Raw genomic sequence first — 13,195 nt, forward strand, 5'->3', positions numbered from 1 at the left:
CCCCGGCCCGGCGCGGGATCCACACCAGCTTCGCGCCGGTCAGGGACGCGGCCCGTACGGCGGCGGTGAGCCCGCCCGCCACGGCCGCGAACCGCTCCCCGACGACGATCACCGCGCCCTCGGTACGCAACGCCTCGGCGGCCTTGGTGCCGTCGTCGTCCAGCCCGAAGCCGCTCGCGAGGGCGTCCAGCCACTCGGTCTCGGTGCCGGGCGCGGCGGGCAGCAGCGTGCCGCCGGCCTTCGCAAGGCCCCGGGTGGCGTGTGTGGCCAGCGAGAACACCTGCTGCTTGTGCCCCCGCCAGGCCTTGCGCAGCCTCAGGAAGACGCCGGGCGCCTCCTCCTCCGCCTCGAACCCGACCAGCAGGACCGCGGGCGCCTTCTCCAGGAAGGCGTACGTGACGCCCGTACCGTCGAGGTCGCGGCCGCGTCCGGCGACCCGGGCCGCCAGGAAGTCGGCCTCCTCGCCGCTGTGCACGCGTGCGCGGAAGTCGATGTCGTTGCTGTCGAGGGCCACCCGCGCGAACTTGCTGTACGCGTAGGCGTCCTCGGCGGTGAGCCGGCCGCCGGTCAGGACACCGGCCCGGCCGCGCGCGGCGAGCAGCCCCCGGGCGGCGGCCTCCAGGGCCTCCGGCCAGGACGTCGGCTCCAGGACGCCCTCGGCGTTGCGGACGAGGGGGGTGGTCAGCCGGTCCGGGCGCTGCGCGTACCGGAACGCGAACCGCCCCTTGTCGCAGATCCACTCCTCGTTGACCTCGGGGTCGTTGGCCGCGAGGCGCCGCATGACCTTGCCGCGCCGGTGGTCGGTGCGGGTCGCGCAGCCGCCGGAGCAGTGCTCGCAGACGGACGGCGAGGAGACGAGGTCGAAGGGGCGGGAGCGGAATCGGTACGCCGCCGAGGTCAGCGCGCCCACCGGGCAGATCTGGATGGTGTTCCCGGAGAAGTACGACTCGAAGGGGTCGCCCTCTCCGGTGCCGACCTGCTGGAGCGCGCCCCGCTCGACCAGCTCGATCATCGGGTCGCCGGCGACCTGGTTGGAGAAGCGGGTGCAGCGGGCGCACAGCACGCACCGCTCACGGTCGAGCAGCACCTGCGTGGAGATCGGCACGGGCTTCTCGTAGGTGCGCTTCCTGCCCTCGAAGCGGGACTCGGAGTGGCCGTGCGACATGGCCTGGTTCTGCAGCGGGCACTCGCCGCCCTTGTCGCAGACGGGGCAGTCCAGCGGGTGGTTGATGAGCAGGAGCTCCATCACACCCTTCTGCGCCTTCTCCGCGACCGGGGAGGTGAGGTGGGTCTTGACGACCATCCCGTCCGTGCAGGTGATCGTGCAGGACGCCATGGGCTTGCGCTGGCCCTCGACCTCGACGATGCACTGGCGGCAGGCGCCGACCGGGTCGAGGAGGGGGTGGTCGCAGAAGCGGGGGATCTCGACACCGATCTGTTCGGCGGCGCGGATGACCAGGGTGCCCTTGGGCACGCTGATGTCGACGCCGTCGATGGTCAGCGAGACGAGATCTTCCGGCGGGACCGCCGCCTCTCCCCCTCCGGAGGGAGCGCTGGTGGTCACTGTCATGCGTTCACCTCCGCGTGCTTGTCCTTGTCGGCCCAGACGGTCGACCTGGCGGGGTCGAAGGGGCAGCCCCGGCCCGTGATGTGGTCCTCGTACTCCGCGCGGAAGTACTTGAGGGAGGAGAAGATCGGCGAGGCGGCGCCGTCGCCGAGGGCGCAGAAGGACTTGCCGTTGATGTTGTCGGCGATGTCGTTCAGCTTGTCGAGGTCGCTCATGACGCCCTTGCCTGCCTCGATGTCGCGCAGCAACTGCACCAGCCAGTAGGTGCCTTCGCGGCAGGGGGTGCACTTGCCGCAGGACTCGTGGGCGTAGAACTCGGTCCAACGCGTGACGGCACGCACGACGCAGGTCGTCTCGTCGAAGCACTGGAGTGCCTTCGTGCCGAGCATGGAACCCGCGGCGCCCACTCCTTCGTAGTCAAGAGGGACGTCGAGGTGCTCGTCGGTGAACATCGGGGTCGAGGAGCCGCCGGGCGTCCAGAACTTGAGGCGATGCCCGGGTCGCATTCCGCCGCTCATCTCCAGGAGCTGACGGAGCGTGATGCCGAGCGGCGCCTCGTACTGGCCGGGGCTCGTGACATGGCCGCTGAGCGAGTAGAGCGTGAAGCCGGGAGACTTCTCGCTGCCCATCGACCTGAACCATTCCTTGCCCTTGTGCATGATCGCGGGAACCGACGCGATCGACTCGACGTTGTTCACGACAGTCGGGCACGCGTAGAGGCCCTCGACAGCAGGGAAGGGGGGACGGAGCCGCGGTTGACCACGGCGGCCTTCGAGCGAGTCGAGCAGCGCGGTCTCCTCACCGCAGATGTACGCGCCCGCGCCCGCGTGCACGGTGATGTCGAGGTCGAGTCCGCTGCCCAGGATGTTCTCGCCGAGGAGGCCCTCCGCGTAGGCCTCGCGTACGGCCTCGTGCAACCGCCTCAGGACGGGGACGACCTCACCGCGCAGATAGATGAAGGCATGCGAGGACCGAATGGCGTAGCACGCGATGATCATGCCCTCGATGAGGCTGTGCGGGTTCGCGAAGAGGAGCGGAATGTCCTTGCACGTTCCGGGTTCCGACTCGTCGGCGTTGACAACCAGATAGTGCGGTTTGCCGTCGCCCTGCGGAATGAACTGCCATTTCATTCCGGTCGGGAATCCCGCGCCGCCACGGCCGCGCAGCCCGGACTCCTTGACGTACGCGATGACGTCGTCCGGTGACATGGCCAGCGCCTTGCGCAGCCCCTCGTACCCTTCGTGCCTTCGGTAGACGTCGAGCGACCATGCCCGGTCCTCGTCCCAGAAGGCCGACAGCACGGGTGCGAGCAGTTTCTCCGGGCTGGTGCCCTTGATCTCGGGTGCCAACGTCATCACTCCCCCTCCTCGGCTGCGGGCCCCGCCGGGTGGGCCGGGTCCGAGGCCGACGTGTCCTGCGGCGCGTCGTGCGAGCTGAGGTGCTCGGTGGGTGACGGCTCGTGCACCTTGTCGCGCGGCTCGTCGTGCGGTCCGCCGTCCCGCGGATGGACCACGCGCGCGGGTCCGGTCTCTCCCCTGGCCAGGCGGAGGCCGACCAGCGAGGCGGGTCCCGCTCCGCCGCTCGCCTCGACGGCCCCCGGCCGCTCGTCGGGGAAGCCGGCGAGGATCCGCGCGGTGTCCTTGAAGGTGCACAGCGGTGCCCCGCGCGTGGGCCGGACCTCGGTGCCCGCGCGCAGGTCGTCGACGAGGCGCTTGGCGCTGTCGACGGTCTGGTTGTCGAAGAACTCCCAGTTGACCATCACGACCGGCGCGAAGTCGCAGGCCGCGTTGCACTCGATGTGCTCCAGGGTGACCTTGCCGTCGTCGGTGGTCTCGCCGTTGCCGACACTCAGGTGGTCCTGCAGCGCCTCGAAGATGGCGTCGCCGCCCATCACCGCGCACAGGGTGTTGGTGCAGACGCCCACCTGGTAGTCACCGGAGGGCTTGCGCCGGTACATGGTGTAGAAGGTGGCGACCGCGGTGACCTCGGCGGTGGTCAGGCCGAGCACCTCGGCGCAGAACCGCATGCCGGTGCGGGTGACATGGCCCTCCTCCGACTGCACGAGATGCAGCAACGGCAGGAGGGCGGACCGGGAGTCCGGGTAGCGGGCGACGACCTCGGCGGCGTCCCGCTCCAGCCGGGCTCGAACGTCGTCCGGGTAGTCGGGCGCGGGCAGTTGGGGCATGCCCAGGCTGACGCCCTCGGGGGTGGTGGTCACCGGTCGACGCCTCCCATCACGGGGTCGATGGACGCGACGGCGACGATGACGTCGGCGACCTGGCCGCCCTCGCACATCGCCGCCATGGCCTGCAGGTTGGTGAAGGACGGGTCGCGGAAGTGGACCCGGAAGGGGCGGGTGCCTCCGTCGGACACGACGTGCACCCCGAGTTCGCCCTTGGGCGACTCGACCGCCGCGTACGCCTGTCCCGGCGGGACGCGGAAGCCCTCGGTCACCAGCTTGAAGTGGTGGATCAGGGCCTCCATGGAGGTGCCCATGATCTTCTTGATGTGGTCCAGGGAGTTGCCGAGTCCGTCCGGTCCCAGGGCGAGCTGGGCGGGCCAGGCGATCTTCTTGTCGCCGACCATGACGGGGCCGGGCTGCAGCCGGTCCAGGCACTGCTCGACGATCCGCAGGGACTGGCGCATCTCCTCCAGCCGGATCAGGAAGCGGCCGTAGGAGTCGCAGGTGTCGGCGGTCGGGACGTCGAAGTCGTACGTCTCGTACCCGCAGTACGGCTGCGCCTTGCGCAGGTCGTGCGGGAGGCCGGCGGAGCGGAGGATCGGGCCGGTGGCGCCGAGGGCCATGACACCGGACAGGTCGAGATAGCCGACGTCCTGCATACGGGCCTTGAAGATGGGGTTCCCGGTGGCGAGCTTGTCGTACTCGGGAAGGTTCTTCTCCATCTTCTTCACGAACTCGCGGATCTGGTCCACCGCACCGGGCGGCAGGTCCTGGGCGAGTCCGCCGGGCCGGATGTACGCGTGGTTCATGCGCAGGCCGGTGATCAGCTCGTAGATGTCGAGAATGAGTTCACGATCACGGAAGCCGTAGATCATGATCGTGGTGGCGCCCAGCTCCATGCCGCCGGTGGCGATGCACACCAGGTGGGAGGAGAGCCGGTTCAGCTCCATCAGGAGCACGCGGATGATCGTGGCGCGGTCCGGGATCTGCTCCTCGATGCCGAGGAGCTTCTCCACGGCGAGGCAGTACGCCGTCTCGTTGAAGAACGGCGTCAGGTAGTCCATGCGCGTCACGAACGTGGTGCCCTGCGTCCACGTGCGGTACTCGAGGTTCTTCTCGATGCCGGTGTGGAGATAGCCGATGCCGCAGCGGGCCTCGGTGACGGTCTCGCCGTCGATCTCCAGGATGAGCCGGAGCACACCGTGGGTGGACGGGTGCTGGGGGCCCATGTTGACGATGATGCGCTCGTCGTCGGACCGGGCGGCGGTCTCGGCGACCTCGTCCCAGTCGCCGCCGGTGACCGTGTAGACGGTGCCCTCGGTGGTCTCGCGCGCCGAGGCGGCGGACTCGGCGGCTGCGTGCTGCGTGCTCATGAGTACGACCTCCGCTGGTCCGGAGCCGGGATCTGGGCGCCCTTGTACTCGACGGGGATGCCGCCGAGGGGATAGTCCTTGCGCTGCGGGAAGCCCTGCCAGTCGTCCGGCATCATGATCCGCGTCAGCGCGGGGTGGCCGTCGAAGACGATGCCGAAGAAGTCGTACGCCTCGCGCTCGTGCCAGTCGTTGGTCGGGTAGACGGGGACGAGTGACGGGATGTGCGGGTCGGCGTCCGGGGCGGACACCTCCAGGCGGATCAGCCGGTTGTGGGTGATCGAGCGCAGGTGGTAGACGGCGTGCAGCTCGCGGCCCTTGTCATCGGGGTAGTGGACGCCGCTGACGCCGGTGCACAGTTCGAAGCGGAGGGCCGGGTCGTCGCGCAGGGTCCGGGCGACGCGCGCCAGGTGCTCGCGCTCGATGTGGAAAGTGATCTCGCCCCGGTCGACGACGGTCTTGTCGATCACGTTCTCGGGGACGAGGCCCTGTTCCTCCAGGGCGCCCTCCAGCTCGTCGGCGACCTCGTCGAACCAGCCGCCGTAGGGGCGGCCGGTCGCGCCGGGGAGCCGGATGGAGCGGACCAGGCCGCCGTAGCCGGAGGTGTCGCCGCCGTTGTTCGCGCCGAACATGCCGCGCTGGACGCGGATCTCCTCACCGCCGTCGCCGCGCTGGCCGGGGAGGTTGGAGGCGGCGAGGTCCTTCTCGGGGTTCACCCCGTTCGATCCGCCCGCGTCGTTCTTGTCGTTCGCGTCGCTCATCGCAGCAGCCCCTTCATCTCGATGAGGGGGAGCGCCTTGAGTGCCGCTTCCTCCGCCTCGCGGGCCGCTTCCTCGGCGTTCACGCCGAGCTTGGTCGTCTGGATCTTCTGGTGGAGCTTGAGGATCGCGTCCATCAGCATCTCGGGCCGTGGCGGGCAGCCCGGGAGATAGATGTCGACGGGGACGATGTGGTCGACGCCCTGGACGATCGCGTAGTTGTTGAACATGCCGCCGGACGACGCGCAGACCCCCATGGAGATCACCCACTTGGGATTGGGCATCTGGTCGTAGACCTGCCGCAGCACCGGCGCCATCTTCTGGCTGACCCGGCCGGCCACGATCATCAGGTCCGCCTGACGCGGCGAGCCCCGGAACACCTCCATGCCGAAGCGCGCCAGGTCGTAGCGCCCCGCGCCCGTGGTCATCATCTCGATGGCACAACAGGCGAGGCCGAACGTGGCGGGGAAGACGGATGCCTTGCGTACCCAGCCCGCGGCCTGCTCGACGGTGGTCAGCAGGAAACCGCTCGGCAGTTTCTCTTCGAGTCCCATGGTTAAAGGCCCCTCAGTCCCATTCCAGGCCGCCGCGGCGCCAGACGTACGCGTAGGCGACGAAGACGGTGAGCACGAAGAGCAGCATCTCCACGAGCCCGAAAACACCCAGGGCGTCGAAGGTGACGGCCCAGGGGTAGAGGAAGACGATCTCGATGTCGAAGACGATGAAGAGCATCGCCGTCAGGTAGTACTTGATAGGGAATCGCCCGCCGCCGGCCGGCGTGGGGGTGGGCTCGATCCCGCACTCGTAAGCCTCGAGCTTGGCCCGGTTGTAGCGCTTCGGGCCGATCAGCGAGGCCATGATCACGGAGAAGATCGCAAAGCCTGCCCCGAGGGCTCCCAGTACGAGGATGGGCGCATAGGCGTTCACCGCTCCTCGCTCCTCTCAGTCGGCACTGACTGCTGGCGGATGGCGTGGGCCCTGCTCTCCCGCCCCACCGGTCCCACGAACTCCGCCCGTCCCGACGAAGATCGCGAACATGTGAAGCAGGTCACAAGCCCAACTGCCCCGCATCCTATGCCTGCGGGTCTGTGATCTGCGACACGGGGTACGGCACCGAGTTTGTGATCTCCACCACCTGACGAAGGATCATGAAGTCGGATGAGCGTTGATCTTCATACACGAAGCGCCAGACTGATCACCAGAAGTGACATTTTCGCTCGTTACCGCTGGTCACGCAGGTCGTCTCCATATCAAGAGGATTCCGCTGCATGCAAATTGGTGCTGGACGAGACCGGTTGATAGTGCGCGACGTTCACACCCCGGAGGGAGGTCCGACGGCCGATGTGGACGCGTGCACGCGTTCACGAGCGCCGGGAGCGGGTGACCCCGCGCAGGACGCCGCACCGATGGGTGATCACTCTGTGACCTGTGTCACATCACAGAAAGATCAAATCAACCGACCTTGGCCACTCGCTGCAATCGATGGTAAGCACAGGGCAATTCGGACGTATTCACGAAAGCGCATGATCACAGGCTTGACCGGCCGTGTCCGCTATGCCCGTTACGGCGTCAATAAAGAGTGACGCACAGGGAATTTACGGCCGCCGTTGAACAACTGTGGCGCACCACACGTTTCTTGAAGGTATGGAGGAGTCGCTGGTACCGCTTGTACCCATGTCCCACACCGCTCACATACGCAGCCACCGGAAACCCCGCCGCAACGCGTCCTCGATCGCGATGCGCGCCGGAGTCGCCGGTGGCGTTCTCAGCACCGTGGCAGTGGCCGGCGCGTCCACGTCGGCTTTCGCCGCGGAGCCGGTGACGCAGACGCTCGAACTGCCCACCCTCACGGCCGACCTGGCCACGCAGGCCGCGCAGTCCGCGGACGCCACGCAGGCGATGGCGGCCGATTACCAGCTGCAGGCCGAGCGTGACACGGCCGCCGAACAGGCTGCCAAGCAGGCCGAGAAGGACCTGGTCAAGGCCAAGAAGGAGGAGGCCCGCAAGAAGGCCGCCGCCGAGGCCGAGCGCAAGGCCGAGGCGGAGCGTGCCGCACGCGACAGCGAGCGGACCACCCTCACGACCAACTCGTCGACCACCACGACCACCACGACGGCGCCGGCCTCCGGCAGCGTCGGCACGGTGATCGGCTTCCTCAAGGCCCAGCTCGGCGACGCCTACGTCATGGGCGCCACCGGCCCCAACGCGTGGGACTGCTCCTCGCTCGTGCAGGCCGCGTTCAAGCAGGTCGGTGTGGACCTCCCCCGGGTCTCGCAGGACCAGTCGATGCAGGGCACCGAGGTCTCGCTGTCCAACCTGCAGGTCGGCGACATCCTGTACTGGGGTGCCAAGGGCTCCGCGTACCACGTGGGTGTCTACGTCGGGAACGGCCAGTACCTCGACGCGGCGAACCCCTCCAAGGGTGTCGTCATCCAGGATCTCTCCGGCTACCCGGCGACGGGTGCGGTGCGCGTGCTCTGAGGCCGCGCACTCTCGCGGTCGCCCAGGCGCTTTTCGAGAGGGCCGCTCTCCCGGTGGGGACAGCGGCCCTCCGGGCTGCCCTCAGAAAGGGCCACAAGGGCCCCACAGGGCGCTCCCACCCCGGATCGAGGGTGCGGGGCGGGCCGAGTCGCCGACAGGCCTCGTCGACGCGTTTTCAGGGATTCCGTCGCCCGGGGTCGGTACGACGTGTGGTTCTCACAGCGCTCGGCGTCCGAATCGCCCGCTTCGAGCAGCACGGTGCCGACGGGGCGACCGTAGGGCGTGCTCATGGGTTGGACCCGGTCGCGGTCGGCGGGTGGGCGGCACTCCGCGTCCCGCCACCACCGGGGAAGCCGGCCTCCCGGCGCCCACGGCATCCTCACACCCCGAGCATCCCGAGCACCTTCAGCACCGCGATCACCTTCAGCACCCTGAACACTTCGGGACGACCCCGCTCACGCCAGGGTCGCCCCGGTCACCCCGCCCAGTCCCCCATCACGCCTTCGGGGCCACCTTGCTCAGGCCGTTGATGATGCGGTCCATCGCGTCGCCGCCGGTCGGGTCGGTGAGGTTGGCCAGCATCTTCAGGGTGAACTTCATCAGCAGCGGGTGGGTGAGGCCCCGCTGCGTGGCGAGCTTCATGATCTTCGGGTTGCCGATGAGCTTCACGAAGGCGCGGCCCATTGTGTAGTAGCCGCCGAAGGTGTCCTTGAGGACCTGCGGGTAGCGCTGGAGGGCGAGTTCGCGCTGCCCGGGGGTGGCGCGGGCATGGGCCTGGACGATGACGTCGGCGGCGATCTGCCCGGACTCCATGGCGTAGGCGATGCCCTCGCCGTTGAAGGGGTTCACCATGCCGCCGGCGTCGCCGACGAGCAGCAGGCCCTTGGTGTAGTGGGGTTGGCGGTTGAAGGCCATCGGGAGGGCGGCGCCGCGGATGGGCCCGGTCATGTTCTCGGGGGTGTAGCCCCACTCCTCGGGCATGGACGCGCACCAGGCCTTCAGGACGTCGCGCCAGTCCAGCTCCTTGAAGGCGGCGGAGGTGTTGAGGACGCCCAGCCCGACGTTGGACGTGCCGTCGCCCATGCCGAAGATCCAGCCGTAGCCGGGGAGGAGACGGTCCTCGCCCGGTCCGCGCTTGTCCCAGAGTTCCAGCCAGGACTCCAGGTAGTCGTCGTCGTGGCGCGGGGAGGTGAAGTACGTACGGACCGCGACGCCCATCGGGCGGTCCTCGCGGCGGTGCAGGCCCATCGCGAGGGAGAGGCGGGTGGAGTTGCCGTCGGCCGCCACCACCAGCGGGGCGTGGAAGGTGACTTCCCGCTTCTCGTCGCCGAGTTTGGCGTGCACCCCGGTGATACGGCCCGTGCGGTCGTCGATGATCGGCGCGCCCACGTTGCAGCGCTCGTGCAGCCGGGCACCCGCCTTCTGGGCCTGGCGGGCGAGCTGCTCGTCGAAGTCGTCCCGTTTCCGGACGAGTCCGTAGTCCGGGTAGGAGGCGAGATCCGGCCAGTCGAGCTGGAGGCGGACGCCGCCGCCGATGATCCGCAGGCCCTTGTTGCGGAGCCAGCCGGCCTCCTCGGAGATGTCGATGCCCATCGACACGAGCTGCTTGGTGGCGCGCGGGGTGAGGCCGTCGCCACAGACCTTCTCCCTCGGGAAGCTGGTCTTCTCCAGGAGCAGCACGTCCAGCCCGGCCTTCGCCAGGTAGTACGCGGTGGTGGAACCGGCTGGCCCGGCCCCGACGACGATCACATCGGCGGTGTGTTCGGTAAGGGGCTGGGGCTCGGTCACGACGGGTTCTCCCCAAGAAGTAGACGGATCGAAGCAAAGCCTGCTGGATGTCCGAAGAACGGACGGCCAGAAAACATGTGCCGACGGGCGTCGGACATGGGCAGTCTATTCAGCGGTACCGATCATCGGCTGAAGGGCTGCCCCTGTGAACAGAGCTCTGCCCGACGTACGGCTGCGCGTCCCCACCGACGAGGACGCCTTCGCCTGGCACCGGATCTTCGACGATCCCGACGTCATGGAGTTCCACGGCGGCCGGTCCGCCGAGCTGTCCGTCTACGAGGAGCTCACCGCGCGCCAGCGCCGCCACGACGCCGAGCACGGGTTCTGTCTGTGGACCATGCTCGACGAGGAGGGCCGGGCCATCGGCTTCACCGGCGCCCAGCCATGGCCCCGGGAGTGGGGCCCGACCGGCGAGATCGAGATCGGCTGGCGGCTCGCCCGCGACCACTGGGGCAAGGGGTACGTGACCGCTGCCGCGACGCAGACCCTGGAGCGGGTGCGGGCGGCCGGCGTCGGCAGCGTCGTCGCCATGGTCAACACCCGCAACGAACGGTCCATCGCCGTCACCCGGCGGCTGGGCATGGAACCGGCGGAGGAGTACACGACGCCGGTCTCTCTGCAGATGGGGCGCTGCTATCGGCTGACACTGTGACGCTCTGACGCCGGTCGGCGAGTGGGCCCCGACTCCCCGCCCGCGTAGTCCGGCGAGGCGGCCGCTCGTTCGCAATATCGGCAACTCGTCACGCACAGTAGCGATTTGGCGCGGATTGCAACTCAGCGCTTCCGGCCGGAGGTGCTCGGCGGTTACCCTGCCGGTACCGCTGGGGGTGAACATCTGTGCGCATAACACCCAAGTCATTCGAAGTGCGTGTGCCACGGTTCGTCGGCCTGATGGCCGTGGACGCGCGCGAGACGGCCGAGGCGGACGGGGTGACCCTCGTCGCGCCCGACCGGCCCGACTTCCAACTCGCCGTCGTGGACTACGTCGTACGGCAGTACCCGCCGCCCGGGGTGAAGGTGCCGCGTGGGGCTGCGGTGACCGTGTGGTTCGAGGCGGGGGACGACGGCGGGGGTGTGCGGGAGCCGCGGAGCGGAGGGCCGCCGCCGGGGTTGCGCAGGGCGTTGGAGGAGCCGGGGCCCGGCGATCCGTTTCCGGTTCTCCGGTAGGAGCGCGGAGGGTTCCGGGTTCGGGGCTGGGGCTTTCGGGACGGGGGCTTCGGGACGGAGGCTTCGGGACGGGCTTTCGGGACGGGGGCTTCGGGACGGGGCTTCGGTGCATCGCGGGCCGCGGGTTGTCCGTGGTTGATGGCGCGGTTCCCCGCGCCCCTCGATGACGGGGCGCGGCCCCTTCCTGTCACGTGCCCGCTACTTATGCCAGAGCAGGATCGCCGCCGCCCCTCCCCCGCCGATCACGAAGGCCGCCGCGATCGTGATGGTCCAGACGAGGGTTCGGTTGCGGGGCCCGGCCGGTTCTGTGGGTGGCAGGTGATGGTGGCCCAGTTCGACGAGCGGGGGCTCGTACGGGGCCGGGGCCGGGGCCGAAGGCTGCTGCGGGACCCCGTGGGCCGCCGGGCCGCTGCTCGGCATCGCCGGGACCGGGGGTGCGATCACCGCCGTGCGTGCGCCTGTCATCTGGATCAGGTAGGGCGCGAGGAAGGCCGCGCCGAAGATCCAGAGAAGGCCGAAGAGAAGCACCTCGGGGATGTCGAGGCCGGCGTCCACCTGGCCCGCGGCCGAGAACTCGCTGCTGAACTCGGTCGTGGCGGAGCCGGAGGCCTCCATCCCGAAGCCGCTGATGCCGGCGAGGAGGAGGAAGAGGCCGAAGAAGACACCGGCGGCGAGGAGTTGTTCGCCACGGCCCGAGGAGCGGCGGGCCGCGAGGACCCCGAGGGTCAGGGCGCAGACCGCACCGAGCGTCAACGCGCCCACGACCGCCCAGGAGTTGACGGCGTCGCCCAGTTCGGAGAGCCCGAACGCCTCACGCTCGTAGCCGCCGCCGTACGGGCTGGACTCGCCGAGCCCGTAGTCGCCGGACGAGTCGCCGCGGAACGACGAGTCGGCCCCGTAGCCCGTACGGCCCGCCTCGCCCTCGACGGACGCGCCCCAGGAGAGACCGAGGAGGTTGACGGCGAGGTTGGGCAGGACGAGCAGCACCAGGAGGAGCGGGCTGAGGTCCTCGTCCCATTCGGCCTGCCACTCGTCGTTCGCCGCGAGGACGACGAACGCGACGAGCGAGCAGAGGGCGAGGACGGTCGCCATGGCCCGCACGGCCGTCCCGGTCGCCCGGAACAGGGCCCGGGGCCCGGGGCGGACGGCCAGCCAGGCGGCCAGATCGTCGCGTTGCAACAGGCCGGCCGAGACGGCGGCGGTGAGCAGCAGCGCGCCCAGTGCCGCGCGCCAGGCCGACGTCGAGACCTCGGCGACCGCGATCTCGGGCTGCGCGAACAGCCCGAGCACCAGGACGGCGACCGTCACCAGCAGCGTGACCCGCACAGCCGCTTCGAGCCCGGCGGTACGGCTGCCACCGGGCACCGCCCCGGGCCCGCCGGTGCCGGCACCGGCGTACGAGCCGCCGTACCCACCGCCGTACCCACCGGTGTACGCGCCGCCCGGCCCGCCGCCGTACGCGTTCCCGTACGCGGCGCGTGTCACCAGTCGCGTACGGAGCAGTCGTACGCCGATGAAGAGCGCCCCGACGAACAGGGCGGTCACCGTGAGCGGGACCAGGGTCACGGTGAGGGCGCCTTCGGTGGACTGGAAGTCGCCCGCGTAGTCGCCACCGCCCCTCTCGGAGACCGTGAAGCCGCCGCCGAGGCCCTGGAGGAGGGTGGCGAGGGCGAGGCCCAGACGGTCGCCGAAACCTACGAAGTCCTCCTCGTCCGGGCCGCCCTGGCCGTACGACGGAATGGCCAGGGCCACGGCTGACGCGAAGAGGAGCCCGACCGGCCAGAGCGCGGCCAGCGCCGAGCCGCCCCAGTCGCCCCGGAAGGCCCGGCCGAAGAAGGCGCCGACGGGTGAGGGGCGGGCGGGGACGGGGACGTACTCGGGA

At 69.7% G+C, this 13,195-nt stretch carries 12 protein-coding genes; 3 read left to right on the forward strand and 9 right to left on the reverse strand.

Annotated elements, in window-relative coordinates; all coding sequences use genetic code 11:
• From AWZ10_RS10890 to AWZ10_RS10920, 7 genes are all read right to left on the reverse strand, one after another.
• Positions 1–1,570, reverse strand: a 1,570-nt coding sequence (locus tag AWZ10_RS10890) for an NADH-quinone oxidoreductase subunit G (protein WP_159058250.1), incomplete at its 3' end; no start/stop codon positions are given.
• Positions 1,567–2,922, reverse strand: coding sequence for an NADH-quinone oxidoreductase subunit NuoF (gene nuoF, locus AWZ10_RS10895; RefSeq protein WP_046702479.1), 1,356 nt, complete (start codon positions 2,920–2,922; stop codon positions 1,567–1,569). The genes nuoF and AWZ10_RS10890, both read right to left, overlap by 4 nt.
• Positions 2,922–3,752 carry an NADH-quinone oxidoreductase subunit NuoE gene (nuoE, locus tag AWZ10_RS10900; protein WP_060890966.1) on the reverse strand — a complete coding sequence of 277 codons (831 nt, stop codon included), beginning with the start codon at positions 3,750–3,752 and terminating at the stop codon, positions 2,922–2,924. Before nuoE ends, nuoF begins: the two co-directional genes overlap by 1 nt.
• Positions 3,753–3,781: 29 nt before the next feature.
• Positions 3,782–5,122, reverse strand: a complete 1,341-nt coding sequence (locus tag AWZ10_RS10905; RefSeq protein WP_046702478.1) for an NADH-quinone oxidoreductase subunit D — start codon at positions 5,120–5,122, stop codon at positions 3,782–3,784.
• Positions 5,119–5,880, reverse strand: a complete 762-nt coding sequence (locus AWZ10_RS10910) for an NADH-quinone oxidoreductase subunit C (RefSeq protein ID WP_046702477.1) — start codon at positions 5,878–5,880, stop codon at positions 5,119–5,121. The genes AWZ10_RS10905 and AWZ10_RS10910 overlap by 4 nt, the downstream gene beginning before the upstream one ends.
• A complete protein-coding gene (locus AWZ10_RS10915; protein ID WP_037693723.1) occupies positions 5,877–6,431 on the reverse strand; it encodes a NuoB/complex I 20 kDa subunit family protein in 555 nt (184 codons plus the stop codon). Before AWZ10_RS10915 ends, AWZ10_RS10910 begins: the two co-directional genes overlap by 4 nt.
• Before the next feature lie 13 nt (positions 6,432–6,444).
• Entirely contained in the window at positions 6,445–6,804 is a 360-nt protein-coding gene (locus AWZ10_RS10920; protein WP_005476348.1) for an NADH-quinone oxidoreductase subunit A, read from the reverse strand.
• 717 nt (positions 6,805–7,521) lie between these two features.
• Between AWZ10_RS10920 and AWZ10_RS10925 the strand changes: the two genes are divergently transcribed.
• Positions 7,522–8,358, forward strand: a complete 837-nt coding sequence (locus AWZ10_RS10925) for a C40 family peptidase (protein ID WP_046702476.1) — start codon at positions 7,522–7,524, stop codon at positions 8,356–8,358.
• Between the two features lie 495 nt (positions 8,359–8,853).
• Here AWZ10_RS10925 and AWZ10_RS10930 read toward each other — a convergent pair whose 3' ends face one another.
• Positions 8,854–10,146 (reverse strand): geranylgeranyl reductase family protein, encoded by a 1,293-nt coding sequence (locus AWZ10_RS10930; RefSeq protein WP_037693716.1) that lies wholly within the window; start codon positions 10,144–10,146, stop codon positions 8,854–8,856.
• Positions 10,147–10,291: 145 nt separating this feature from the next.
• Here AWZ10_RS10930 and AWZ10_RS10935 point away from each other — a divergent pair, with 145 nt between their 5' ends.
• Positions 10,292–10,798, forward strand: coding sequence for a GNAT family N-acetyltransferase (locus tag AWZ10_RS10935; RefSeq protein ID WP_046702475.1), 507 nt, complete (start codon positions 10,292–10,294; stop codon positions 10,796–10,798).
• Positions 10,799–10,983: 185 nt separating this feature from the next.
• The gene (locus AWZ10_RS10940; RefSeq protein ID WP_060890964.1) at positions 10,984–11,313 is read left to right on the forward strand and encodes a PASTA domain-containing protein; all 330 of its coding nucleotides are present in this window, start codon (positions 10,984–10,986) and stop codon (positions 11,311–11,313) included.
• Positions 11,314–11,511: 198 nt separating this feature from the next.
• Here the strand turns inward: AWZ10_RS10940 and AWZ10_RS10945 are convergent.
• The coding region (locus AWZ10_RS10945) for a hypothetical protein (RefSeq protein WP_060890965.1) at positions 11,512–13,195 on the reverse strand (1,684 nt) is incomplete at its 5' end.

Source organism: Streptomyces europaeiscabiei (assembly GCF_001550375.1).
Lineage (GTDB): Bacteria > Actinomycetota > Actinomycetes > Streptomycetales > Streptomycetaceae > Streptomyces > Streptomyces europaeiscabiei.

Excerpts from the sequence above, each read along its gene's own strand:
- nuoF (WP_046702479.1), bottom strand. The coding sequence starts at position 2,922 with ATGACGTTGGCACCCGAGATCAAGGGCACCAGCCCGGAGAAACTGCTC.
- nuoE (WP_060890966.1), bottom strand. The coding sequence starts at position 3,752 with ATGCCCCAACTGCCCGCGCCCGACTACCCGGACGACGTTCGAGCCCGG.
- AWZ10_RS10905 (WP_046702478.1), bottom strand. The coding sequence starts at position 5,122 with ATGAGCACGCAGCACGCAGCCGCCGAGTCCGCCGCCTCGGCGCGCGAG.
- AWZ10_RS10910 (WP_046702477.1), bottom strand. The coding sequence starts at position 5,880 with ATGAGCGACGCGAACGACAAGAACGACGCGGGCGGATCGAACGGGGTG.
- AWZ10_RS10915 (WP_037693723.1), bottom strand. The coding sequence starts at position 6,431 with ATGGGACTCGAAGAGAAACTGCCGAGCGGTTTCCTGCTGACCACCGTC.
- AWZ10_RS10925 (WP_046702476.1), top strand. The coding sequence starts at position 7,522 with ATGGAGGAGTCGCTGGTACCGCTTGTACCCATGTCCCACACCGCTCAC.